Source organism: Mycobacterium sp. 134, assembly GCF_048282715.1.
GTDB classification, from domain to species: domain Bacteria; phylum Actinomycetota; class Actinomycetes; order Mycobacteriales; family Mycobacteriaceae; genus Mycobacterium; species Mycobacterium septicum.
The window spans coordinates 4,711,840-4,735,316 of record NZ_JBLVUN010000008.1; the positions used below are offsets into that span (position 1 = coordinate 4,711,840).

Below are 23,477 nucleotides of genomic sequence, written 5' to 3' on the forward strand. Positions count from 1 at the left end.
GTGAATCCCGACAACTATCTGTACCTGTCGGCGTTGTTGTTCACCATCGGCGCGTCAGGAGTGCTGTTGCGACGCAATGCCATCGTGATGTTCATGTGCGTGGAGCTCATGCTCAACGCCGCCAATCTGGCGTTCGTGGCGTTCTCCCGCATGCACGGTCAGCTCGACGGCCAGGTGGTGGCGTTCTTCACCATGGTGGTCGCCGCCTGCGAGGTGGTCGTGGGCCTGGCCATCATCATGACGATTTTCCGCACCCGCCGTTCGGCCTCGGTCGACGATGCCAGCCTGCTGAGGCACTAAGGGCGACATGACGATTCCCATATGGCTCGTGATCGCCCTGCCCGCCGCCGGAGCCGTTGTGCTGTTGTTGAGCGGCCGCCGTTCCGATCGGTGGGGACATCTGCTGGGTTGCGCGACGGCGCTGGGCGCGTTCGTCCTCGGGGCAGTGCTGTTCGCCCAGATGCTGGGCCGCGACGGAGAGCACCGTGCGGTCGGCGAATCCCTGTTCTCCTGGGTGCCCGTGGCCGGCCTTCAGGTCGACTTCGGATTGCAGCTCGATCAGCTGTCGGTGTGCTTCGTGCTGCTGATCACCGGCGTCGGGTCCTTGATCCACATCTATTCGATCGGGTACATGGCCGAAGATCCTGATCGGCGAAGGTTTTTCGCGTACCTGAATCTGTTCTTGGCAGCCATGCTGCTGCTCGTCCTCGCGGACAACTACCTCGGCCTGTATGCCGGGTGGGAAGGCGTGGGCCTGGCCTCATATCTGCTGATCGGGTTCTGGTCGCACAAGCCGTCGGCCGCCGCCGCGGCCAAGAAGGCGTTCGTCGTCAACCGCGTCGGCGACATGGGCCTGGCCATCGCACTGATGATCATGTTCGCCACCATCGGGTCGATCTCGTTCGCCGGGGTCTTCAGCGCCGCACCGGCATTGAGCGAGCCCACGCTCACTGCGATGGGGCTGTTGCTGTTGTTGGGCGCCTGCGGCAAATCAGCCCAGGTGCCGCTACAGTCCTGGCTCGGAGATGCGATGGAGGGCCCGACCCCGGTTTCGGCGCTGATCCACGCCGCCACCATGGTCACCGCCGGTGTCTACCTGATCGTGCGGTCCGGGCCGATCTTCGATCTGGCCCCGGGCGCCCAGACCGGTGTGGTCATCGTCGGTGCCGTCACGCTGCTGTTCGGTGCGATCGTCGGCTGCGCCAAGGACGACATCAAGAAGGCCCTGGCCGCATCCACGATGAGCCAGATCGGTTACATGGTGTTGGCCGCCGGGCTCGGGCCGGCCGGTTACGCGTTCGCGATCATGCACCTGCTCACCCACGGCTTCTTCAAGGCCGGTCTGTTCCTCGGCGCCGGGTCGGTGATGCACGCCATGAACGACGAGGTGAACATGCGCCGCTACGGCGGGCTGCGCAAGGCCCTGCCGATCACGTTCGCCACCTTCGGGCTCGGCTACCTGGCCATCATCGGGGTGCCGCCGCTGGCAGGCTTCTTCTCGAAAGACAGCATCATCGAAGCGGCGCTGGGCGCCGGGGGCATCCGGGGCGTGATCCTCGGCGGGGCAGCGATTCTCGGCGCCGGGATCACCGCGTTCTACATGACCCGGGTGATGCTGATGACCTTCTTCGGCGAGCCGCGCTGGGATGAGAAGGCACATCCGCACGAGGCCCCGACCGTGATGACCTGGCCGATGATCCTGCTCGCTGTGGGCTCGGTGGTCTCCGGTGGCGCACTGGCCATCGGCGGCACCCTGTCGCATTGGCTCGAGCCGGTTGTCGGCGCTCACGAGGCGCACCACGCGATCCCGGCGTGGGTGGTCACGGTGATGGTGCTCGCGGTCGTCGCGGTCGGCATCGCGGTGGCCTACCGGATGTACGCGCAGCGGCCGGTCCCGGCCGAGGTGCCCGAAGGGTCGGCGCTGACGGTGGCCGCCCGCCGCGATCTGTACGGCGACGCGTTCAACGAGGCGGTGTTCATGCGAGGTGGCCAGACCCTGACCGCGGCGCTGGTCGCGGTCGACGACAAGGTGGTCGACGGCACCGCCGGCGGGCTGGCGGCACTGGTGAGCAGAACGTCGAATGGATTGCGCCAGTTGCAGACCGGCTTCGCCCGGTCATACGCGTTGTCCATGCTCGGCGGGGCGGCTCTGGTGGTGGCGACGATCCTGGCGGTGCGACTGTGGTGAGCTCATTTCCGTGGCTGACGGCGCTGTGGGCGCTCCCGACGGTGGGCGCCGCGGTGGTGATGCTGCTCCCGGCCGCACAACGGACACTCGCGAAATGGCTGGCACTGGCGATCTCGCTGGCAGCCCTGGGTGTGGCGGGCGTGATCGCCGTCGGCTTCGATCCGGCCGGTGAGCAGTATCAGTTCGTCGAATCCCATCGCTGGATCCCGTCGTTCGGTACCGGCTACATCCTCGGGGTCGACGGGATCGCTCTGGCCCTGGTCGTTCTCACGGCGGTGCTGCTGCCGCTGCTGATCGTCGCGGGCTGGAACGATGCTGCCCACCAGACCGGGCTCGGCGGCCGGGGCGTGCAGGCCTACCTGGCGCTGACACTGGCTGTCCAGGGCATGGTCTTCATGTCTCTGGTGGCTCTGGACATCCTGCTGTTCTACGTGTTCTTCGAAGCCATGCTGATCCCGATGTACTTCCTGATCGGCGGGTTCGGAGGACTCGGCGGAAACCGAGCTCAAGCTTCCAAAGCGGCAGTGAAGTTCCTGCTGTACAACCTTTTCGGCGGCCTGGTCATGCTGGCCGCGGTGATCGGCCTGTACGTGGTCACCGCGGGCAGCGACGCATTCGCGTCGGGCACCTTTGATTTCCGCGCCATCGTCGCGGCGATCTCGTCGGGTGAGTTCGTGATCAACCCCGCTGTGGCGAACTTCTTGTTCCTGGGTTTCATGTTCGCGTTCGCGGTCAAGGCACCCCTCTGGCCGTTCCACCGTTGGCTGCCCGACGCCGCGGTCCAGGCGACCCCGGCCAGTGCGGTGCTGATGATGGCGATCATGGACAAGGTCGGCACATTCGGCATGCTGCGCTACTGCCTGCCACTGTTTCCCGATGCCTCGACGTATTTCCGTCCGCTGGTCATCACGCTCGCGGTGATCGGCATCATCTACGGTGCCATTCTCGCGATCGGCCAGACCGATGTGATGCGTCTGATCGCCTACACCTCGATTTCACACTTCGGTTTCATCATTCTCGGCATCTTCGTGATGACCAGTCAGGGTCAGGCCGGGTCGACGCTGTACATGATCAATCACGGGATCTCCACGGCCGCACTGTTCCTGATCGCCGGGTTCCTGGTGTCGCGGCGCGGCTCCCGCTTGATCGACGCCTACGGCGGCGTGCAGAAGGTTGCCCCGGTACTCGCCGGAACGTTCCTGGTTGCGGGCCTGGCGACGTTGTCGCTACCGGGTCTGGCGCCCTTCATCAGTGAATTCCTGGTTCTCATCGGCACATTCACGCGCTATCCGGTGGTCGCGGTGTTCGCCGCCACCGCGCTGGTGTTGTCCGCGGTGTACATCCTGTGGATGTACCAGCGGATGATGACGGGTCCGGTCCGCGACGGACTGCTCGAAGGTGACGACGGTGTGCGCGGCTTACGTGATTTGGTGCCGCGCGAACTCGTCGTCGTGGCACCGTTGATCGCGCTGCTGCTGGTGCTGGGCATCTATCCCAAACCCGCGCTGGACGTGATCAATCCGGCCGTACAGCACACTTTGACCACCATCGGACAGAGCGATCCGGTCCCGAGCGCACCACCGACCATCGCCGAGGGGGGCCGCTGATCATGGTGACGCCGAGCATCGAGTACGGCCTGCTCTCCCCCATGCTGATCGTTTTCGGGGTCGGGGTGGCCGGTGTGCTGGTCGAGGCCTTCCTGCCCCGTGCGGCCCGGTATCGGGTGCAGGTCACCCTTGCGTTGGGTGGGTTGGCGGCCGCCGTCGCGGCGGTCGCGCTGCTTGCCCGCGACCTGCACGGGACCCCCGGCAGGCCCGCGGTTCTGGGCTCGGTGGTGCTCGACGCCCCCGCGTTGTTCTTGCAGGGCACCATCGCCCTGGTCGGCATCTTGGGCATCCTGCTCATCGCCGAACGCCAGCCTGCCTCAGAGACTTCCGGCGATCCCCGCGGTCTGGACGGCTTCACACCGCAGGCGTCGGCGGTACCGGGAAGTGTGGCCGAGAAGATGGCCACGAAGACCGGTGTGATGCAGACCGAGGTCTTTCCGCTGACCATGTTCGCGATCGGCGGGATGCTGCTGTTCCCTGCCGCCGACGATTTGCTGACCATGTTCATCGCGCTGGAGGTGCTGTCGCTGCCGCTGTATCTGCTGTGCGGGCTGGCCCGCCGCCGGCGACTGCTGTCGCAGGAAGCTTCGCTGAAATACTTTCTGCTGGGCGCATTCTCGTCGGCCTTCTTCCTGTACGGCGCGGCGATGCTGTACGGCTACGCCGGCACCCTGGACCTGGCCGGGATCGCCACCGCTGTGGACACCAGAGCACCCAACACCCCGCTGGCACTGATCGGGATCGCCCTGCTGCTGGTCGGGGTGTTGTTCAAAGTCGGTGCTGTTCCGTTCCATTCATGGATCCCCGACGTGTACCAGGGTGCCCCCACCGCGATCACCGCGTTCATGGCCGCGGCCACCAAGATCGCCGCGTTCGGCGCCATGCTGCGGATCTTCTACGTCGCAGTACCGCAGTTGCGCGACGATTGGCGGCCGGTCCTGTGGGCGATCGCGATCCTGACCATGGTGGTCGGCACGATCACCGCCGTCACCCAGACCGACGTCAAACGCATGCTGGCCTACTCGGCGGTCGCACACTCGGGTTTCATCCTCACGGGTGTGATCGCCGCCAACCCCGCCGGGGTGTCCGCGACGCTGTTCTATCTCTTCGCGTACGGCTTCAGCACGTTGGGCGCGTTCGCGGTCGTCGGCCTGGTCCGCAACGCCACCGGCGAGGAGGCCACCGGGATGGCCCAGTGGGCCGGGCTGGGTCGACGCTATCCGATTGTCGGCGTGGTGTTTTCACTGTTCCTGTTGGCGTTCGCCGGGATTCCGCTGACGAGCGGGTTCGTCAGCAAGTTCGCGGTGTTCAAAGCCGCGGGTGAAGGCGGGGCGATCCCGTTGGTCATCGTCGGCGTCATCGCCAGTGCCGTCGCGGCGTACTTCTATGTGCGAGTGATCGTACTGATGTTCTTCACCGATCCACCCGACGACGCACCCGAGGTGGTCGTCCCCAGCGGGCTCACCACCGCCGTCATCACCGTCACCGCGGCCATCACTTTCGCGCTCGGTGCACTGCCCCAGCCGCTGCTCGATCTGGCCAACAATGCCGAGGCCTTCCTGCGGTGAGGTCCGTTACATTCGAACGATGACGACCGTCCTCACAGCTGACCACGGCGCGGTCCGGGTCCTCACCCTCCATCGCCCCGAGGCCCGGAACGCTCTGGGCCGTGAGTTGATCGAGGAGCTCTATAGCGCCCTGGGCGACGCCGACGCGGACGAGACGGTGCGCGTCATCGTGCTCACCGGGACCGACCCCGCGTTCTGCGCCGGGGTGGACCTCAAACAGGCGCAAACGCTCGGCATGGAGTATTTCGCGAAATTCCGGTCCCACAACTGCATCACCAAGACCGGCGAGCTCCGCACACCGATCGTCGGAGCCATCAACGGTGCGACGTTCACCGGCGGGCTGGAGATGGCCCTGGGTTGCGACTTCCTGATCGCCTCTGAACGCGCGGTGTTCGCCGACACCCATGCTCGGGTCGGGATACTGCCCGGTGGCGGGATGACGGCACGGCTCCCCCATGTTGTCGGCGCCGCGATGGCCCGCCGGCTCTCGATGACCGGAGAAGTCGTCGACGCCGCCCGCGCCGAACGTCTGGGTCTGGTCACCGAGGTGGTACCGCACGAGCGGTTGCTGGACCGGGCGCTGGAGTTGGCCGGTCAGATCGCCGAGGTTCCGGGACCGACCATGGCCGGCCTCAAGGAGATCTACACCCGTGGCAGCGATCCCCTCATCAGTCCGGCACTCGCCGCCGAGCAGGCCATCGCCGGTGCACAGACGCGCGACTTCGACGGCCTCGGTGACCGTTACCGCGCTGTGGCCCAACGGAACCGAGGACAGATCGACGACTAGCCCGCCAGGCCGGGCTCGATGATCGTCATTCCCGGCCCCGCGGGCGCATCCATTGCGGCCATCGCCACGCCCGCGTCGTCCAGCCCGACCCGCCGGGTGACCAGCAACTCCGGCTGCAGCGCGCCGGACGCGAGAAGGTCGAGCATCGCCGGATAGTCGACGGCGGGCATACCGTGCGACCCGAGGATTGAGAGTTCCTGGGCGATCACCCGGTCCATCGGGAAGGCGGTCTGCGCCGCGTCACCCAGCAGCAGCCCCACCTGAACATGCCGGCCCCGGCGGCGCAGCGAGGAGACCGAGGCTGCCGCGACGGTGGGATGGCCGATGGCATCCACCCCGATATGCACGCCACCTCCGGTCCGGTGCACGACTTCGGCTGCGACATCAGGGATCTCGGCACCGTCGATCAGCTCGTCGGCTCCGAGGCGACCGGCGGTGGCGAGCGCCTGCGCGTCGCGGTCGACGGCAACGACCCTGGCGCCGAACGCTTTCGCGATCATCACCGCCGACAGGCCCACTCCTCCGCACCCGTGCACCGCCACCCATTGGCCGGGCTGCACCCCGCCGTGGCTGACCACGGCCCGGAACGACGTCGCGAAGCGGCACCCGAGCGACGCCGCCGCGACGAACGAAACGCTGTCGGGCAGCCGCACGAGGTTGGCCTGGGCCCGCGGCACCGCGACCCGTTGTGCGAACGAGCCCGGCAGGGTGAACCCGGGCTGCAGCTGGTTCGGGCAGACCTGGGCGTCACCGGTCACGCAGAATTCGCAGTGTCCACAGCCCAGGACGAAGGGAGCGGTCACCCGGTCACCCGCCTGCCAGCCCGATACCCCAGGACCGACCGCCACGATGGTTCCGGCGAATTCATGCCCTGGGACGATCGGCAGGGCTACCGGATCATGCCCCCGCCAGGCGTGCCAGTCAGACCGGCACACACCGGTGGCCGCGACCTCCACGACCACTCCGTCGTCCGGACATTCGGGGTCGGCCACCTCGACCACCCCGGGCAGCACACCGACCTCGGAATACATCACAGCACGCACAGCTGCGATGGTAGGCCGACTCCGGCAGGCTCAGCGATGCCGCTTCAGGATGAAGCCGACGGTTCGCGCGCCGAGTCCCGGTAGTGCCGGTGTCGACATCTCCACCTGCCGGCGGGCCTGTTCGACGACGGGCGTCTCCGGATCCAGCACCGAGAGGTACACCTCGTGAGCGGCAAGGGAATTCACCGCCACGTCGGTGTAGCCGTCGACCACCTCGCAGTGCGTCGGCTCCGGCCCGTTCTCGAAGAGCCACGCCGGCGGGTCGGCGAGGCTGTCATAGGCCGCCGCCACCGCGCGGGCGAATTCGATGTGATCACGCTGGTTCGGCGCACCGGGCGCCCAGGCCGGACCGCTGTAGATGGTGATCACGACATCGGGCCGGATCGCGACGATGGTCTCGGCGATCTTCGCGCGCAGCTCAGAGGTGTCGCGGATGTTGCTGTCCGGAAAGTCCCAGAACGCCACGTCGTCGACCCCGACGATCGCGGCGGACCTGCGCTGCTCCCCTTCCCGCAGCGGCCCGGCCTGCTCGGGCGGCATGCCGGCGATACCGGCCTCGCCCCGCGACGCCAGCGCGTAATGCACGCTCCTGCCCGCGGCGGTCCACTTCGCGACCGCCGCGCAGACCCCGTACTCGGGGTCATCGGGGTGCGGCACCAACACCAGCGCGGTCTGCCAATCGGCGGGAAAAGGTTGCACCGCCATGGCTAGCTCACCCGCGTGTTGTGTGCGGAGCGGATCAGCCAGCGCCCGTCGTGTTCGACGACGACATAGCTGACGATGCCACTGCGGTCTTCCGGCTGGGCTCCCGCCGGCACGTGGCCGGGCCAATCCCAGCGAGTGTGCACGAGCGCCACGCCCGGCGCGATCTCGGCGATGGCCTCGACCCGCTGGGTGTAGTTGCGCTTCTGGCCGACAACGGCTTCCGGCACATCGAGGTGCCCCTCGACATTGTCGTCGCGCGAGGTCCACCACAGGCCGCTGTGCGCGACGAAGTCGGCGTCCTCGGTGAAATACCGGCCCCAGCCGTTCATGTCGTGCGCTACCCACAGGTCGGTGGCGGCATCCATGACGGCCCTGATGTCCTGTTGATCCTTCGCGTTCACCAGACCAGTGTCGGACCTGAACATTGGTTCATGTCAACCCCAGCCCTGCGGTCGATAGGCCGCGCCCGGATGCCCGGGAGCCAGCAACGGTCCGGCGCCACCGAGCCGCTCACGCAGGGTGGACCGCTCAGCCTGATCCGGTAGCCGGCCGCGACGACGCAACTCGGGTACGACATGGCGGGCGAAATCGACAAAGGTGCCCGGCGTCGTGACGTAGGCCAGGTTGAACCCGTCGACGCCGGCCTCCTCGACCCACCGCTCGAGTTCATCGGCCACCTCGGTGGGCGAGCCGACCACGACCGGGCCGCGGCCGCCGAGACCGACCTCGTGAGCCAGCTCCCCCGCGGTCCAGTTCCGGTCCGACGTGGTGAACGATGCCAGCGCAGAACGATTGGCCTCGGTCTGGACGTACTTCAGGGATTCGTCAGGCCCGAGCTCGGCCAGATCAACGCCGGTCCAACCGCCGAACAGTGCCAATGCCCCGGCCGCGCTGACGAACTGCCGGTACTCGTGCAGCTTCGCGACGGCCAGTTCACGGGTCTCGGCGACGATCGGAGTCAGCATGGTGAACACCTTGATGGACCGGGGATCTCGTCCATGCTCGGCCGCGGCGGCACGCAGCGCCTTGACCGGCTTGGCGACGATCTCGGGCGTCGGCCCCGACACGAACACCGCCTCGGCGTGTGCCGCGGCGAACCGGACCCCTCGCGGCGAGGCACCTGCCTGGAACAGCATCGGGGTGCGCTGCGGGGACGGTTCGCACAGGAACGGCCCCGGGACGCTGAAGTAGCGGCCCTTGTGCTCGATGTCATGGACTTTCGCCGGATCGGTGAACACGCCTCGCTCCCGGTCCCGGACGACGGCGCCGGGCTCCCACGACGCCTCCCACAGCTTGTAGCAGACCTCGAGGTACTCCTCGGCGATCTCGTAGCGCTCGTCGTGCGGGATCTGGGCGTCCAGCCCCAGATTCCTGGCGGCACTGTCGAGATAGGAGGTGACGATGTTCCAGGCCACGCGGCCGTCGGTCAGGTGGTCGAGTGTCGAGAACCGGCGTGCCAGCGCATAGGGCTGCTCGTAGGTCAACGACACCGTGACACCGAAACCCAGGGTCTCGGTGACCGCCGCCATCGCCGAGACGGCCAGTGTCGGATCGTTGACCGGTACCTGTGCGGCATCGGCCACCGCGGCATCCCGCGATCCGCCGTACACGTCGTAGACGCCGAGCACGTCGGCCAGAAACAGCGCATCGAAGCCACCGGCCTCCAGCGTGCGGGCCAGATCCGTCCAATATTTGAGCTCGCGGTACCGGTAGCCCTGGTCTTCGGGGTGGCGCCACAAACCCGCCGACTGGTGTCCGACGCAGGCCATGTCGAACGCGTTGAGATAGATCCTGCTCATCGCGCGTCCCCGATCTCATCCCGATGCGTTTCCCGCGCGAAATAGGCCGCCGCGAACGTGATCGCCGTCAGCACCACGAAGTACCCGACGATCAGCCACGGGCTGCCGCCACCCGCGACCAGCAGCGCCGCCGCGATCAACGGTGCGAAGCCGCCCGACAGCACGGCACCGATCTGATACCCCAACGAGGCACCGCTGTAGCGCACCCGGGTGTCGAACAGTTCGGAGAACCAGGCGGCCTGCGGCCCGTACATCGCGTCGTGAGCAATGTTGACACCGAACACGATCGACAACACGATCGCGATGTGGGACCCGGTGCCCGCCGCAACGAAGAACAGGACGAGGGCCACCACACCGGCCACCGCACCGAACAGATACGGAGGCCGCCGGCCGATCCGGTCGGACAGCAATGCCCATGCCGGCGTAGTGACCAGGCCGATGGCCGACGCGATCAGGACGGCCGTCAAGCCGACCTGGCTGCCCGCGGACGACGAATCCTGCAGGTAGGTCAATGAATACGTGGTCAGTAGGACAAACAGGGCGATCTGCGAGAACCGCAGTCCGGTGGTGATCAACACATTGCGCGGTTGGGTGCGCAGCACCTCCAGCACCGGCAGTCGCGCCACCTCACCGCGGTCTCGGACCTCGGTGAAGACCTCGGCATCGGTGAGCCTCAGCCGGATCACCAGGCCGATCACGACCAGGACGGCACTGAGCAGGAACGGGATTCGCCAACCGTAGGCGAGGAAGGCTTCGGGACCGGTGACCGTTCTCGTGACGTAGAAGATCGCCGTCGAGAGCAACATGCCTGCCGGGGAACCCAATTGGGTGAAGCTGCCGAACAGGCCGCGGCGACCTGGCGGTGCATGCTCCACCGAAAGCAGTGCCGCACCGCCCCATTCGGCGCCCACCGCCAGGCCCTGCAGCAGCCTCAGGCCCACCAGCAGCGCTGGCGCGAGCAGCCCGATCTGGGCATAGGTCGGCAGGAGCCCGATCGCGAAGGTGCTCAGCCCCATCCCCACGAGCGCGGCGACCAGAACCACCTTGCGCCCCAGCCGATCTCCGTAGTGACCAGATATCAGGGCACCCAGGGGCCGGGCGCCGAACCCCGCGGCGTAGGTCGCGAACGAGGCCAGCGTGCCGGCCGTCGACGAGATGTTCGGGAAGAACAACGGTTTGAAGACCAGGGCCGCGGCCGTGGCGTACAGATAGAAGTCGTACCACTCGATCGTGGTGCCGACCGCACTGCCCAGCGCGACGGTGCGCGCACTCGGCTTGGCGGTGGCCGCTGAACGTGGGTCGGTAATAGTCACGTGGCCGCAGGCTATGCGGGGTCCGAACGGCCCGGAAGATTTGTCCTCAGTCTGACGCAAAGGCGTCAGACGCTACTTTCCGACGGTGGCCCCATGCACCAGGATCGCCGCCGTCTGCGCCACCCACTCGTCGTCGAGTTCGCGTTCGGGCCACAACAGCATCCGCAGCATGGTCGACCCGCCGATGAGCTCCACCAGGCGGTCCGGGTCGACATCCGGTTGGACTTCACCGCGGACGATGCCGTCGACGATCCGGGCGCGCACGGTGACGAAGGTCCCGGCGAACCGCTGCATCACCCGGGCGTTCAGGTCGGTGTCGGCGACGACGTCGGCAACCAGTCCGGGCAGTGCCGCACGCATCACCGGGCTGGTGAACACATCGCGGGCGGCACCGATCATCGCTCGGATATCTGCGGCGATGTCACCCGCCGGCGCCGTCAGCGCGGTCGCGGCAGCGGGGAACACCGCCTCGTGCACCAACTCCGCTTTGCTCGACCACCGGCGGTACAGCGCGGTTTTCGTGGTCTGGGCCCGCTCGGCGACCGCCGCCATGGTCAGGTTCGCGTAGCCGATTTCGACAAGCAGGTCCGCGGTCGCCTGCAATATGGCAGCGTCAATGCGCGGGTCGCGGGGGCGTCCCGCTCCGGCGCTCTTGCCAACTGATGATGGCTCTGCTTTCATAACGCTACTAACAGTATCGTAATTGTGGCCGTAAGGAACAGTTGAATGGCAAACGAGGCCGTGGACGCTCCTGTGGAGAACGTCGACCACCTGCAACGCTCCAGCCGAGACGTCACCACCCTGCCGACGGTGCTGTCCAAATGGCTGTCCACCGTGATGCCGGGCGGCGTCGCCCCCGAGATCACCGTGGAAAGCGGCGTCGACTCCAACGGCATGTCCTCGGAGACGATCATGTTGACCGGGCGCTGGGACGAGAACGGCGAGCCGAAGGAGCAGAAGTGGGTGGCCCGCGTCGCCCCCACCGCCGATGATGTCCCGGTGTTCTCGTCGTACCGGCTTGATCACCAGTTCGAGGTCATGCGTCAGGTCGGCGAACTCACCGATGTGCCGGTCCCCAACGTCCGCTGGATGGACACCACCGGCGAGGTGCTGGGCACTCCGTTCTTCCTGATGGACCGGGTCGACGGCCAGGTGCCGCCCGACGTCATGCCCTACACCTTCGGCGGCAACTGGTTCGCCGATGCCCCGCTCGAACGCCAGCGCGAGCTGCAGGACAGCACCGTCGAGGTACTCGCGAAACTGCACGCGATCCCGGACGCCGCGGAGCGGTTCGGGTTCCTGTCCGAGATCGATCCTCCCGGCGACACCCCGCTGCGCCGGCACTTCGGCTGGCTCAAGGACTGGTACGAGTACTCGGTCCCCGATATCGGCCGTTCCCCGTTGGTCGAGCGGTCGCTGCAGTGGCTCGAGGACAACTTCCCCGAGGACGTGGCGGCGACGGACTCCGTGCTGATCTGGGGAGACTCCCGGATCGGCAACGTGCTCTACGACGACTTCCGGCCGGCTGCCGTGCTGGACTGGGAGATGGCCACCATCGGCCCTCGTGAACTCGATGTCTCCTGGATCATCTTTGCGCACATGGTGTTTCAGGAGCTGGCGGGCATGGCGGGGCTGCCGGGCCTGCCCGACGTGATGCGCGAGGAGGATGTCCGCGCCACCTACCGCGAGTTGACCGGGGCGGAACTCGGCGACCTTCGCTGGTTCTACATCTACTCGGGCGTCATCTGGTGTTGCGTGTTCATGCGCACCGGCGCCCGGCGGGTGCATTTCGGCGAGACCGAGAAGCCCGACGACGTCGAAACGATGTTCTACCACGCGCCGTTGCTGCGGCGTCTGATCGAGGAGTCCTAAATGCTCGGCCCGATGGACGAATTCCCGGTCCACCAAGTCCCCCAGCCGATCGCCTGGCCCGGGTCTTCCGACCGGAACTTCTACGACCGTTCGTATTTCAACGCCCACGACCGCACCGGCGACATCTTCGTCATCACGGGCCTGGGCTACTACCCCAACCTCGGGGTGAAGGACGCGTACTTCCTCGTACGGCGCGGCGATGAGCAGACGGCGGTCCATCTGTCCGACGCGATCGATCAGGACCGGCTCAACCAGCACGTCGGCGCTTACCGGGTCGAGGTCACCGAGCCGCTCAAGAAGATCCGCATCGTGCTCGACGAGACCGAGGGCGTCGCCGCAGATCTCACCTGGGACGGGCTGTTCGACGTCGTCCAGGAACAGCCGCATCTGATGCGCCAGGGCAACCGGGTCACCCTCGACGCCCAGCGCTTCGCCCAATTGGGTTCCTGGAGCGGCTATCTGGAGATCGACGGCCAGCGCATCGACGTCACCCCAGACACCTGGATCGGCTCGCGCGACCGGTCCTGGGGTATCCGGCCGGTCGGTGAGGCCGAGCCCGCCGGACGTCCGGCCGACCCGCCGTTCGAAGGCATGTGGTGGCTGTATGTGCCGATGGCTTTCGACGACTTCTCGATCGTCTTCATCATCCAGGAGGATCCCAGCGGGTTCCGCTCGCTCAACGACTGCAGCCGGGTCTTCAAGGACGGTCGCGTCGAGCAGCTCGGCTGGCCGCGGGTGAAGATCCACTACCGCTCGGGGACCCGGATCCCGACCGGGGCCACGATCGAGGCCACCGCACCGGACGGCACTCCCGTCCGGTTCGACGTGGAATCCAAACTGCCCGTGCCGATTCACGTCGGCGGGGGCTACGGCGGCGACGTCGACTGGATTCACGGCGTGTGGAAGGGCGAGAAGTTCACCGAGCGTCGCACCTATGACATGAACGACCCGGCGGTCGTCGGGCGGACCGCGTTCGGCGTGATCGACCACGTCGGACGGGCCCTGTGCACCGAGGGCAACGGTGCGCCGGTGGAAGGCTGGGGCCTGTTCGAGCACGGCGCACTGGGCCGGCACGATCCGTCCGGCTTCGCCGACTGGCTCACCGTCGCCCCGTAGTCACTTTCAGGCAGCCCAGAACAGCGCGCCTGCGCCGACCGCCTCTACCAGGCAGTAGAACCAGTTGGGGTAGAAGGCCGTCCGTTCGTCGAACACCGCCGAGACGGCACGGCCGACTGCCATTCCGGCCAGTGCCGCACCGACGGTGATCAGTACCCCGGTGCGCACCTCCCCCGGCGCCACGGCGGCGTATGCCAGCACCGCGGCGATGGCGAGACCGAAGCCGCCGTACACGCCACGGACTTCCGCGCGGGCCGCGGCCGTCCTCAGGTCGTAGTCGAAGGGACGCAGGATCGCCGCCGGGGCCGCCAGTGCGTACAGACCCATGCCGGCGAAGAACACGCCGACAACGGCGATGAGAGCGATGGTCACGGTGACCTCCTGTTCACGGTGTCCGTTCAGCATGCAGACTGAACCCGTGCCTGCGCTTCCACAAACCTGCTGCCCCACGGTGTGGCTGTGGCCGGGGCAGGCGCTCTATTCCGGGCCCGGTCTCGGTCTGCAGCCGCATTCCGGATCGGTGTGGTGCATGGCCGTCGGTGTCGACGGACCGCTGACGGTGACGGTGCAGGGCGCCGCGACCGTCGCACGCAGTGTGTTGATTCCTCCGCGGCTCACCCATCACCTGTCGATGCAGGGTGGGTTGGTGTCCTGCTATCTCGATCCCAGCTCGCAGCGCAGCGCATCGTGCCGTCAGCAGTTCGCCGAGTTCTGCGGCAGCATCGGCGTCGGCCATGCCGCCGAACCGGTCCTGACGGCGAGGCCGGACGACGACGATGCCGCCCGGCGCTGGCTGGACCTGGCCGCCCCGGATACACCGCATCGCATCGATCCCCGGATCGAGCTGGTGGCCAAGCAGATTCGCGAAGATCCGGCGGCAGCGGTATCGGCGCGTGAGTTCGCCGCCGCCGCAGGGTTGTCCGAATCGCGGTTCCTGCATCTGTTCCGGCGTGAGGCCGGCACCAGCCTGCGCCGCTACCGGATGTGGAGCAGGCTCGTGTCAGCCGGAACCGCCGTGGCAGCAGGAAAGAGTCTGACCACAGCGGCGGCCGATTCCGGATTCGCCAGCCCGTCGCACCTGGCCGACACCTTCAAGACCACGTTCGGGCTGTCGGCGACGCAGCTGCTGACGACGGGGTTGCGCATCCGTACCCCCTGACGAGCGACCTCGCTCGCGGTGCCCAGGAACTCGCGGTGATCAGGCCACGGCGACGGGTGCGCGGCCGAAGACCATCGACTCGTCGATACGGTCGAAGCGGTGGTCGATCGCGTCGAGCACATAGTTGTGCCGCACGTGCCACGGCCGTTTGGTGCCCGAACGCGGCAATGCGTGCTCGGAACGCTGGATGTAGCCGGCCTCCAGATCCCACGTGCGCTTCTCCGGCATCGGCGCCGCGCCCTTGTGCGGATAGGCATGGGTGTAGCCGTGAGCACCCATGTACGCCAGCAGGTTTGCGAAGGCCCGTGCGGTCATGTCGGCCCGCAGCGTCCACGACGCGTTGGTGTAACCGATGCACCAGGCCAGGTTCGGAACGTCCTCCAGCAGGAACTCCTTGTAGACGAACCGCTCGGTCGGCTTGACCTCGTTCCCGTCGACCGCGAGCCTGATCCCGCCGAGCGCCTGCAGTTGCAGGCCGGTCGCGGTGACGATCACGTCCGCGTCCACCCGCGCACCGGATTTCAGGACGATGCCCGTGGCATCGATGTGGTCGATGTGGTCGGTGACGACCTCGACCCGGCCGTCACTGATGTGTGCGAACAGGTCACCGTCGAGCACCAGGCACAACCGCTGATCCCATGGGTTGTAGCGCGGCTTGAAATGCACGTCGACGGGATAGCCCTCGGGCAATGCCGCCACGATCTGCTTGCGCAGGTAACTGCGACCGAGATCGGGGGCCTTGCGGAAGAAGAAATAGCTCAGCACGTGGATCATCGCGTTGCGGAACCGCACAACTTGATGGGATAGCTTGCGCGGCAGAATTTTACGGATGGTCTGCACCGACGGAACAACCCGGTCCGCCGCCACCATGTAGGTCGGTGACCGCTGCAGCATCGTCACGTGGCCGGCCTGTTGCGCCAGCGCGGGCACCAAACTGACCGCGGTGGCCCCGCTGCCGATCACCACGACTCGTTTGCCGGAGTAGTCCAGCGATTCGGGCCAGAACTGCGGGTGCACCACCTCGCCGCCGAAGTTCTCCATCCCGGGGAATTCCGGGGTGTAGGGCTCGTCGTAGTTGTAGTAACCGGTGCCGAAGAACAGGAACCGGGCCCGGTACGTGACGGCCTGACCGTCCTGTTCGGCCTGAACGGTCCAGGCGTCGGTGTCCGAATCCCAATCCGCCGACAGCACATGGGTGTTGAACCGGATGTGGCGATCGATGCCGTGTGCCCTGGCAGTCTCGGTCAGATAGTCGCGGATGTCGTCACCGTCGGCCACGTTCTCCGGCTTGGTCCACGGCTGGTACGGGAAGCTCAGCGTGAAGATGTCACTGTCGGAGCGGATCCCCGGGTAGCGGAACAGGTCCCAGGTGCCACCGATCCGCTCCCGGCGTTCCAGCACGGTGTAGGTCAGCCCGGGGCTCTTCTCATGGACGCGGTAGGCCGCGCCCAACCCTGAGATCCCCGCCCCGATGATGAGCACATCCGAGTAGTGCGGATCCGCAGCGCGACGCGCACCGTCCATAGCGAACCTCCTTTGGTCCCGCGCAGTACCACCACCCTATGTGCTCAGTCGCGCAGCGCGTCGACGATCTGGGCAAGCGAATCCACCGCGATCGGACCCGGTTGGTACAGGCAGATCCGGTCAGACACCCCGCCCACACGGTCCCGGATGTGGGCGGCGATGTCGGCGGGGCTACCGCAGGCCGCGATGGTGTGCAGCACCTCGTCGTCGATCAGCGAACCCATCTCCTGCCACCGCCCCTGCTTGGACAGCGCGTTGAGCTCGGGCTGCAAATCGCCCCACCCGTGTACCTCCAGCACCGGGAGATAGGCCGGAGTCGAGCCGTAGAAGGCGAGCAGCCGTCGCGCCGCGTCATGATCGTCACCGGCCGACACGATGATCTCCGGGACGATGGCCAGCTCCCGCTGGTCACGTCCGGCGGCGGCGAGCCCGCCACGCACCGCGGGCAACGTCGCCTCGTGCAGGAACCGCCTGGACCCGAACGGCATCACCAGCAGGCCGTCGGCGAACTGCGCGGTGGCCCGGGTCAGCCGCGGCCCCAGCGCGCCGACGTAGATCGGCGGCGGACCGTACGGATTGTCCCGGGGAGTGAACGTCGGAGTCATCAGGGTGTGCCGGTAGTACTCGCCTCGAAAATCGAGCCGTTCGCCGGTGTCCCAGGCCGCGAAGATCGCCCGCAACGCCGCGACGAACTCGGACATCCGGGCCACCGGCCGGTCGAACTCCGCGCCGAACCGCTTCTCGATCTGGGTGCGGATCTGGGTGCCGAGCCCGAGGGTGAACCGCCCGCCGGACAGGATCTGGTGGTCGATTGCCTGGTGTGCCAGATGAATCGGGTTGCGGGGAAACGCAATTGCGACGTTGGTCATCAGGTCGAGATCCCCGACCGTGCTCGCCAGCGTCAAGGGGGTGAACACATCGTGTGGCCCCTCGAACGTGAACACCCCGGTGGCACCGGCCTCTCGCAAGGCTGCGGCACGGCCGATCGCGTCTTGCGGCCCGAACAACGCTGTCATGACCTTCACGCGTGAGAGCCTAGACAGGTGAGCATCCCAACCAGCACCGACGTCGTCGTGGTCGGCGCCGGCTTCGCCGGCCTGTCCGCCGCCCGCGCCCTGGTCCGGCTCGGATACCAGGTGGTGGTGCTGGAAGGGCGTGACCGCGTGGGTGGACGTTCGTCGACGACGAAGATCGCCGGGGTGCCGGTCGACCTGGGCGGCACGTTCGTCGGCCCCACCCAGGACGCGGTGCTGGCGCTGGCCGGCGAGCTCGGGTGCGAGACGGTGCCCACCTACGACCGCGGCAAGAATTTGATCCTGTGGCACGGGCGGGTCCGGGCCTACCGCAGCACCATCCCCCGCCTGTCGATGATGGAACTCTTCGACGTCTCCCGCATCCAGTGGCGCTTCGAACGGCTCTGCCGGCTGATCCGGGTCAATGAGCCGTGGAAGAGCCCGAACGCCCAGAAACTCGACGAGCTCACACTGGAGCAGTGGCTGCGCTCGGCCGGTGCCAACGCATCGACGCGCAACCTCATGGCGATCATGTCCCGGGTCACCTGGGGCGCCGAGCCCGACGAGGTGTCGATGCTGCACGCCGCCCGCTACGTCAAGGCCGCTGGCGGGCTGGACCGCATGCTCGACGTCCGCGGCGGCGCCCAGCAGGACCGGTTTCCTGGCGGTACCCAGCAGATCGCGTGCAAGATCGCCGAGGAACTCGGAGAGCGAGTGGTGCTCAACTCCCCGGTGGGCCGCATCGAACGCCGCGCCGACGGCACCGTGGTGGTGAGTAGCCCGGCCGGCGAGGTGCAGGCACGCGCGGTGATCGTAGCGATCCCGCCCCAGCACCGGACCGGGATCGAGTTCAGCCCGCCACTGCCCGAGCCCTACGCCGAACTGGCGGCGAACTGGCCGCAGGGCAACCTCAGCAAGGCCTACGCCGCCTATGAGCGACCGTTCTGGCGCGCCAACGGCTGCTCGGGCGAGGCCTTGTCCGATGAGGGGCCGGTGTTCATCACCTTCGATGTCAGCCCGGGCGACGGTGGCCCCGGCATCCTGCTCGGGTTCACCGATTCCCGCACGTTCGACCGGTTGTCACCGGATGAACGACGCGAGCAGGCCCTGTCCGGGTTCGCGACCCTGTTCGGCGATGCGGCGCTGCAGCCGACTGACTACGTCGACCACTGTTGGAGCACAGAACAATTCGCACCCGGTGGGCCGACGGCGGCGGTGCCGCCGGGATCGTGGACGCAATACGGTCGGTGGCTGCGCGAACCGGTGGACGCCATTCACTGGGCCGGCACCGAGACCGCCGATGTGTGGACCGGTTTCCTCGACGGGGCGGTGCGGTCCGGGCAACGAGCCGCAGACGAGGTGGCCGGGCTGCTGGCCGGCTGATTCCGCCTCAGCCGATACGGCGCTGTGGCGCAACGGATTCGGTAAGACGACGCAGGTGGGCGCAGACCTCGCCCGGCTGCTCGAGGATCGCGCAGTGACCTCCCGACAGCTCCACGAACGAGGCGAGGTTCGGCGCGTCGGTGGCGATGCGGCGTGAGGCGACGATCGGCAGCAGCCGGTCTTTGGTGCTGCCGATCACCAGGGTCGGGACGACAAGGTTACGCAGCGAGATGTGCGTGGTCCCCAAACTGTCCACGAGAGCGCGGGCCCAGCCGCCACGACTGGCCGGTGGCGTGGCGGCGAAAAGGTGGTGCACGAACTCGGCGACCCACGGTTCGGCGTCGCGGCCCACGGCCAGATAAGCCACAAACCGCTTGTTCGGCCCGTCGGCGAGGCGGGGCACCGGCGTGGCACCGAAGGTCTTGAGGAAGGTGCCGGCCGCGCGGATGCGCGCCCCCGACAGCGGGGCGGGCACGGGCGCCAGTTTCACATGGCGCAGCAGGTCCCCAGTGGTGGTGTTGATCAGCGCGACCGCGTCGGCACGGGCAGCCACCCGGGCCGGATAGCGCTGCGACCATGAGGTGATCGCGATGCCGCCCATCGAATGTCCCGCGATGATGGCCCGCTCACCGGGCTTCAGCGTGGCGTCGAGTACCGCGTCCAGGTCGGCGGCGAGGTGGTTGAGGCTGTACCGGCGACGGCCGTGCGGAGTCTCGCTGCGGCCGTGCCCGCGATGGTCGTAGGCGATGACGCGGTAGTCGGTGGCCAGATCGGCGATCTGGTGGGCCCAGACCCCGATGGCACAGGTGATGCCGTGGGCCAGCACGATCGGATAGCCGTCCTCGGGCCCGAACACCTCGGCATGCAGCCGCACTCCGTCGATGGCGCGAACCTCGACCTTGCGTCCCGGTGGTAGCTGAGGAAGGGTCATGCTGCTCCGATCATAGGCGTCGTCGCCAAGCGAAACTGGGGATTCATGAGCTTGCCGCTCCGGTGATCAGCACGGGTTTGACCACGTCAGCGGCCTTGGCGGCAGCCCAGGCCCGGTCGAAGTCGCCGAACGGGTACCGGCTGACGAACTTGTCGAGCGGAAGTTCGCCACGGCGGTGCAGATCGACGAGGCGCGGGATGAAGGTCTGCGGATCGCTGTCCCCCTCCACCACGCCGCGCACGGTCAGGCCCTTGCCCATGATGGCCGCGACGGGCAGATCGGCAGTCAGCGCACCGAGGCCCAGCAGCGCCAGGGTGCCGCGCTCACGCAGCACCCCCACCGCCGCGGCGAGAACATCGGGCCGCGCGGTGGTGTCGACCGCGGCGGCTGCTCCCCCGGTCAGCTCGAGGATGACCGCAGCGGTGTCGGACGTGGTCGGGTCGATCGTCGTGGTCGCTCCCAATTCGCTTGCCAGCGTGCGCCGCTGCGCGATCGGGTCGACGGCGACGATGGTCCGGCACTCCGCGATGCGGGCCCCCATGACCGCCGAAAGCCCGACAGCGCCGGCACCGAACACCACGAGCGCGTCCGCCGGTTGCGGCGCGAGCACATTGAGCACGGCGCCCACACCGGTTTGCACGCTGCAGCCCAGCGGGGCCGCCAGCGCCGGGTCGATCGGCTCGGGCAGCACCACCGCGTTGCGACTGCCTGCGATCGCATAGGTGCAGAAGCTGGACTGGCCGAAGAATCCAGCCCCGATGGGCGCACCGCCGGCGTGCAGTGCGCTGGACTCGTCGCGGCGGCCGCCACGCATGTTGAGGTCGGTCGAACGCTCGCAGTACGCCGGGGCATCAGCCTGGCAGTTACGGCAGGCGCCGCAACTGGCGAAGGTGAGAACCACCTGGTCGCCGACTCGTGGCGCGGCGTTCGGCCCGGCCTGCACCACGGTGCCCGCGCCCTCGTGGCCGAACACCATCGGCAGCTTGCGGAAGCGCGCGGCCACGCTCACGTCGGTGTGGCAGATACCCACCGCGTCGATGCGGACCAGCACTTCGTCGCCGAGCGGCTCCCGGATCTGAACGTCGGTGAGCCGTGGATCGGCTCCGGCGTCGAGCACCACCGCGGCGCGGGCGTTGAGCATCCGGTGATGCTAACCACCGAGTTGACACCTGTCACAATTGGCTGGCGACCCCACCTGAAGGAGACACCGATGCGTGCAGCACAGATCACCCGGCTCGACGGACCCGACGCTGTGCGGGTGGCCGAGGTGGCGGAACCCTCTTCCGACGACGCGGTGGTCATCGACGTCCACGCAGCCGGGGTCGCCTTCCCGGACACCCTGCTGACCCGTGGGCTCTACCAGTACAAGCCGGACCTGCCGTTCACCCCGGGCGCCGAGGTCGCAGGCGTGGTGCGTAGCGCCCCGGCCGATGCCCATGTCCGCGCCGGTGATCGCGTGCTGGGCCTGACCATGTTGTCCGGCGGCATGGCCGAAGTCGTGGCACTGCCCGCCGAGCGGGTGTTCGCGCTGCCGGACGCCGTGTCTTTCGAGGCCGGCGCAGGCATCCTGTTCAACGACCTGACGGTGCAGTTCGCGTTGCGCACCCGCGGCAGGCTGGCCGAGGGCGAGACCGTCCTGGTGCACGGTGCGGCAGGCGGGATCGGCACCTCGGCCCTGCGGCTGGCACCGGCGCTGGGGGCCTCGCGCACCATCGCAGTGGTGTCCACAGAGGAGAAGGCCGAGATCGCCAGGGCCGCAGGCGCATCGGATGTGGTGCTGGCCGACGGATTCCGCGACGCGGTGAAGGAACTCACCGGCGGCCACGGCGTGGACGTCGTCCTCGACCCGGTCGGCGGGGACCGGTTCACCGACTCACTGCGGTCGCTGGCCGTGGGGGGACGCCTGCTGGTCGTCGGGTTCACCGGCGGCGAGATCCCCACGGTCAAGGTCAATCGCCTGCTGCTCAACAACGTCGACGTGATCGGCGCCGGCTGGGGCGCCTGGACGTTCTCCCACCCCGGCTACCTGCAGGAGCAGTGGGCCGAATTGCAGCCGCTGCTGGCCTCCGGCGCGGTCGCCGCACCGCAGCCCGAGGTGTACCCGCTGGAGCAGGCGGCACAGGCCATCGCGTCGCTGGAGAACCGCAGCGCCAAAGGAAAAGTGGTGCTGAAGCTGCGCTGACCCCCGACGCAGATCAGGCCGATCCGCAAAGTCGAGTAGTCGACTACGCGTGTCCGGAAAGTTCGTCCCGCCAATACTTTAAGCGGGCACGGACACCCCCGGTTCGCCGAAAGGAACGGCCATGGACGAACAACAGGTTCCGTTGTCGCGCCAACTGTGCGCCACGATGGCCATCCACTACAACCTGCTCAACAAGAGCGAGAGTTACCGGCAACGGTGCGATCAGTTCGAGAACAGGGCGCTGGCGTACGAGTCGGGGATGCGCGCACCCAAACGCGGCATCGTGACCATTCCCGTCGTTGTCCACGTCCTGCACAATCCTGCGTCGCCGGCCGAGAACATCAGCAAGGAACAGATCGACAGCCAGATCGACGTCCTCAACCAAGATTTCCGGGCCACCAACCCCGACCGGGTAGGTGTGCCGGCCGTCTGGACGCAGCTGATCGCCGACTGCGAGGTCGAGTTCGAGCTGGCAAGCGTCGACCCTGAGGGCAACCCGACCGACGGCGTCACCCGCACCGCGACGGACAAGACGTTCTTCACCGCCGACGATGAAGACGTGAAATCGAGCGCGACGGGCGGCGCCGACGCCTGGCCGTCCTTGGATTACCTCAACCTCTGGGTCTGCGGTGAGCTACGCAGCGGCGGGCAGGCCATCCTCGGCTACGCGCAGTTCCCCGGTGGGCCACCGGAAACCGACGGCGTGGTGATCGCGCACACGTTCTTCGGCACCACCGGCACGGTCAGCGCCCCGTACGACCTCGGACGCACCGCGACCCACGAGATCGGTCATTGGCTGAGCCTGCGCCACATCTGGGGCGACGACGGATCCGGATGCAGCGGTGGCGATTTGGTGGATGACACACCCAATCAGGCCCGGGCGAATTTCGGCAGGCCCACGTTCCCCCACGTCACCTGCAGTAATGGCCCGCACGGCGACATGTTCATGAACTACATGGATTACACCGACGACGCGGGGATGTTCATGTTCACCGCGGGTCAGTCGGTTCGCATGTCGGCGACGCTGGAGGGCCCGCGTGCCTCGTTCCTGGCGCGCACCGCCGCCCCGGCCCAGCCGGCGCAACCCCGGGTGCTGGTCGGCGCCACGGTCGGTAGCAATGGAGCCGAGGCCCCGCAGGCATCGCCGGCACCTGCCGTCGCCACCGCGCCGGGCGGCGACACGGCCGATGCGGAGGTCGGTGAGCTCCGTCGCGAGGTGGCACAACTGCGGTCCGTTCTCGCTCAGATCGCCACCCTGGTCGCCCGCAGCTAGCCGGAGCAGGCAGC

22 protein-coding genes are annotated in these 23,477 nt (G+C 67.6%); 11 read left to right on the forward strand and 11 right to left on the reverse strand.

Annotated features, from left to right (window positions below):
• The 5 genes from nuoK to ACNQVK_RS27250 are packed head-to-tail and all read left to right on the forward strand — an operon-like array spanning position 1 to position 6,150.
• Entirely contained in the window at positions 1-300 is a 300-nt protein-coding gene (gene nuoK / locus ACNQVK_RS27230) for an NADH-quinone oxidoreductase subunit NuoK (RefSeq protein WP_044516943.1), read from the forward strand.
• Positions 301-307: 7 nt separating this feature from the next.
• Positions 308-2,188 carry an NADH-quinone oxidoreductase subunit L gene (gene nuoL / locus ACNQVK_RS27235; protein ID WP_418032015.1) on the forward strand — a complete coding sequence of 627 codons (1,881 nt, stop codon included), beginning with the start codon at positions 308-310 and terminating at the stop codon, positions 2,186-2,188.
• A complete protein-coding gene (locus ACNQVK_RS27240) occupies positions 2,182-3,795 on the forward strand; it encodes an NADH-quinone oxidoreductase subunit M (protein ID WP_418032016.1) in 1,614 nt (537 codons plus the stop codon). The genes nuoL and ACNQVK_RS27240 overlap by 7 nt, the downstream gene beginning before the upstream one ends.
• A gap of 2 nt (positions 3,796-3,797) precedes the next feature.
• The gene (nuoN, locus tag ACNQVK_RS27245) at positions 3,798-5,363 is read left to right on the forward strand and encodes an NADH-quinone oxidoreductase subunit NuoN (RefSeq protein ID WP_418032017.1); all 1,566 of its coding nucleotides are present in this window, start codon (positions 3,798-3,800) and stop codon (positions 5,361-5,363) included.
• A gap of 19 nt (positions 5,364-5,382) precedes the next feature.
• Positions 5,383-6,150 (forward strand): enoyl-CoA hydratase, encoded by a 768-nt coding sequence (locus ACNQVK_RS27250; RefSeq protein ID WP_418032018.1) that lies wholly within the window; start codon positions 5,383-5,385, stop codon positions 6,148-6,150.
• On the opposite strand, the gene ACNQVK_RS27255 is transcribed toward ACNQVK_RS27250, so the two are convergent.
• From ACNQVK_RS27255 to ACNQVK_RS27280, 6 genes are all read right to left on the reverse strand, one after another.
• Positions 6,147-7,193, reverse strand: coding sequence for a zinc-dependent alcohol dehydrogenase family protein (locus tag ACNQVK_RS27255; protein ID WP_418032019.1), 1,047 nt, complete (start codon positions 7,191-7,193; stop codon positions 6,147-6,149). The genes ACNQVK_RS27250 and ACNQVK_RS27255 overlap by 4 nt on opposite strands.
• A 30-nt stretch (positions 7,194-7,223) precedes the next feature.
• The gene (locus ACNQVK_RS27260) at positions 7,224-7,898 is read right to left on the reverse strand and encodes a PIG-L deacetylase family protein (RefSeq protein ID WP_418032020.1); all 675 of its coding nucleotides are present in this window, start codon (positions 7,896-7,898) and stop codon (positions 7,224-7,226) included.
• A gap of 2 nt (positions 7,899-7,900) precedes the next feature.
• The gene (locus ACNQVK_RS27265) at positions 7,901-8,299 is read right to left on the reverse strand and encodes an SgcJ/EcaC family oxidoreductase (RefSeq protein ID WP_418032021.1); all 399 of its coding nucleotides are present in this window, start codon (positions 8,297-8,299) and stop codon (positions 7,901-7,903) included.
• A 33-nt stretch (positions 8,300-8,332) separates the two neighbouring features.
• A complete protein-coding gene (locus ACNQVK_RS27270) occupies positions 8,333-9,697 on the reverse strand; it encodes an LLM class flavin-dependent oxidoreductase (protein ID WP_418032022.1) in 1,365 nt (454 codons plus the stop codon).
• Positions 9,694-11,010, reverse strand: coding sequence for an MFS transporter (locus ACNQVK_RS27275; protein ID WP_418032023.1), 1,317 nt, complete (start codon positions 11,008-11,010; stop codon positions 9,694-9,696). Before ACNQVK_RS27275 ends, ACNQVK_RS27270 begins: the two co-directional genes overlap by 4 nt.
• A gap of 72 nt (positions 11,011-11,082) precedes the next feature.
• Positions 11,083-11,691 (reverse strand): TetR/AcrR family transcriptional regulator, encoded by a 609-nt coding sequence (locus tag ACNQVK_RS27280; protein WP_090433868.1) that lies wholly within the window; start codon positions 11,689-11,691, stop codon positions 11,083-11,085.
• 45 nt (positions 11,692-11,736) lie between these two features.
• Between ACNQVK_RS27280 and ACNQVK_RS27285 the strand changes: the two genes are divergently transcribed.
• Together ACNQVK_RS27285 and ACNQVK_RS27290 are read left to right on the forward strand one after the other, a co-directional pair.
• Positions 11,737-12,882 carry a phosphotransferase family protein gene (locus ACNQVK_RS27285; protein WP_418032024.1) on the forward strand — a complete coding sequence of 382 codons (1,146 nt, stop codon included), beginning with the start codon at positions 11,737-11,739 and terminating at the stop codon, positions 12,880-12,882.
• Complete coding sequence (locus ACNQVK_RS27290; RefSeq protein WP_090433864.1) at positions 12,883-13,998, forward strand: hypothetical protein; 1,116 nt, start codon at positions 12,883-12,885, stop codon at positions 13,996-13,998.
• Positions 13,999-14,004: 6 nt separating this feature from the next.
• On the opposite strand, the gene ACNQVK_RS27295 is transcribed toward ACNQVK_RS27290, so the two are convergent.
• On the reverse strand, positions 14,005-14,403 hold the full coding sequence (locus tag ACNQVK_RS27295; RefSeq protein WP_418032025.1) for a DUF4345 domain-containing protein: 399 nt from the start codon (positions 14,401-14,403) through the stop codon (positions 14,005-14,007).
• Here ACNQVK_RS27295 and ACNQVK_RS27300 point away from each other — a divergent pair.
• Entirely contained in the window at positions 14,402-15,157 is a 756-nt protein-coding gene (locus ACNQVK_RS27300) for a helix-turn-helix domain-containing protein (RefSeq protein ID WP_418032026.1), read from the forward strand. The two genes, ACNQVK_RS27295 and ACNQVK_RS27300, sit on opposite strands and share 2 nt — an antisense overlap.
• A 39-nt stretch (positions 15,158-15,196) precedes the next feature.
• Here ACNQVK_RS27300 and ACNQVK_RS27305 read toward each other — a convergent pair whose 3' ends face one another.
• Positions 15,197-16,681, reverse strand: coding sequence for a flavin-containing monooxygenase (locus tag ACNQVK_RS27305; protein ID WP_418032027.1), 1,485 nt, complete (start codon positions 16,679-16,681; stop codon positions 15,197-15,199).
• Between the two features lie 44 nt (positions 16,682-16,725).
• Positions 16,726-17,697: a TIGR03617 family F420-dependent LLM class oxidoreductase gene (locus tag ACNQVK_RS27310; RefSeq protein ID WP_418034364.1), complete on the reverse strand. Its 972-nt coding sequence runs from the start codon at positions 17,695-17,697 to the stop codon at positions 16,726-16,728.
• A gap of 27 nt (positions 17,698-17,724) precedes the next feature.
• Between ACNQVK_RS27310 and ACNQVK_RS27315 the strand changes: the two genes are divergently transcribed.
• Positions 17,725-19,077 carry a flavin monoamine oxidase family protein gene (locus ACNQVK_RS27315; protein ID WP_418032028.1) on the forward strand — a complete coding sequence of 451 codons (1,353 nt, stop codon included), beginning with the start codon at positions 17,725-17,727 and terminating at the stop codon, positions 19,075-19,077.
• 7 nt (positions 19,078-19,084) lie between these two features.
• Here the strand turns inward: ACNQVK_RS27315 and ACNQVK_RS27320 are convergent, their stop codons facing one another.
• Positions 19,085-20,008: an alpha/beta fold hydrolase gene (locus ACNQVK_RS27320; RefSeq protein WP_418032029.1), complete on the reverse strand. Its 924-nt coding sequence runs from the start codon at positions 20,006-20,008 to the stop codon at positions 19,085-19,087.
• A 43-nt stretch (positions 20,009-20,051) separates the two neighbouring features.
• The gene (locus ACNQVK_RS27325) at positions 20,052-21,149 is read right to left on the reverse strand and encodes an NAD(P)-dependent alcohol dehydrogenase (protein WP_418032030.1); all 1,098 of its coding nucleotides are present in this window, start codon (positions 21,147-21,149) and stop codon (positions 20,052-20,054) included.
• A 69-nt stretch (positions 21,150-21,218) separates the two neighbouring features.
• Here ACNQVK_RS27325 and ACNQVK_RS27330 point away from each other — a divergent pair, with 69 nt between their 5' ends.
• Together ACNQVK_RS27330 and ACNQVK_RS27335 are read left to right on the forward strand one after the other, a co-directional pair.
• On the forward strand, positions 21,219-22,190 hold the full coding sequence (locus tag ACNQVK_RS27330) for an NADPH:quinone oxidoreductase family protein (RefSeq protein WP_418032031.1): 972 nt from the start codon (positions 21,219-21,221) through the stop codon (positions 22,188-22,190).
• Positions 22,191-22,311: 121 nt separating this feature from the next.
• Positions 22,312-23,463: a zinc metalloprotease gene (locus tag ACNQVK_RS27335; protein ID WP_418032032.1), complete on the forward strand. Its 1,152-nt coding sequence runs from the start codon at positions 22,312-22,314 to the stop codon at positions 23,461-23,463.
• The last annotated feature ends 14 nt before the right edge of the window (positions 23,464-23,477 follow it).

Coding starts and splice junctions, on each gene's coding strand:
- nuoL (WP_418032015.1), top strand. CDS start 308: ATGACGATTCCCATATGGCTCGTGATCGCCCTGCCCGCCGCCGGAGCC.
- nuoN (WP_418032017.1), top strand. CDS start 3,798: ATGGTGACGCCGAGCATCGAGTACGGCCTGCTCTCCCCCATGCTGATC.
- ACNQVK_RS27250 (WP_418032018.1), top strand. CDS start 5,383: ATGACGACCGTCCTCACAGCTGACCACGGCGCGGTCCGGGTCCTCACC.
- ACNQVK_RS27260 (WP_418032020.1), bottom strand. CDS start 7,898: ATGGCGGTGCAACCTTTTCCCGCCGATTGGCAGACCGCGCTGGTGTTG.
- ACNQVK_RS27270 (WP_418032022.1), bottom strand. CDS start 9,697: ATGAGCAGGATCTATCTCAACGCGTTCGACATGGCCTGCGTCGGACAC.
- ACNQVK_RS27280 (WP_090433868.1), bottom strand. CDS start 11,691: ATGAAAGCAGAGCCATCATCAGTTGGCAAGAGCGCCGGAGCGGGACGC.
- ACNQVK_RS27285 (WP_418032024.1), top strand. CDS start 11,737: ATGGCAAACGAGGCCGTGGACGCTCCTGTGGAGAACGTCGACCACCTG.
- ACNQVK_RS27290 (WP_090433864.1), top strand. CDS start 12,883: ATGCTCGGCCCGATGGACGAATTCCCGGTCCACCAAGTCCCCCAGCCG.
- ACNQVK_RS27300 (WP_418032026.1), top strand. CDS start 14,402: ATGCAGACTGAACCCGTGCCTGCGCTTCCACAAACCTGCTGCCCCACG.
- ACNQVK_RS27295 (WP_418032025.1), bottom strand. CDS start 14,403: ATGCTGAACGGACACCGTGAACAGGAGGTCACCGTGACCATCGCTCTC.
- ACNQVK_RS27305 (WP_418032027.1), bottom strand. CDS start 16,681: ATGGACGGTGCGCGTCGCGCTGCGGATCCGCACTACTCGGATGTGCTC.
- ACNQVK_RS27310 (WP_418034364.1), bottom strand. CDS start 17,697: ATGACAGCGTTGTTCGGGCCGCAAGACGCGATCGGCCGTGCCGCAGCC.
- ACNQVK_RS27320 (WP_418032029.1), bottom strand. CDS start 20,008: ATGACCCTTCCTCAGCTACCACCGGGACGCAAGGTCGAGGTTCGCGCC.
- ACNQVK_RS27325 (WP_418032030.1), bottom strand. CDS start 21,149: ATGCTCAACGCCCGCGCCGCGGTGGTGCTCGACGCCGGAGCCGATCCA.
- ACNQVK_RS27330 (WP_418032031.1), top strand. CDS start 21,219: ATGCGTGCAGCACAGATCACCCGGCTCGACGGACCCGACGCTGTGCGG.
- ACNQVK_RS27335 (WP_418032032.1), top strand. CDS start 22,312: ATGGACGAACAACAGGTTCCGTTGTCGCGCCAACTGTGCGCCACGATG.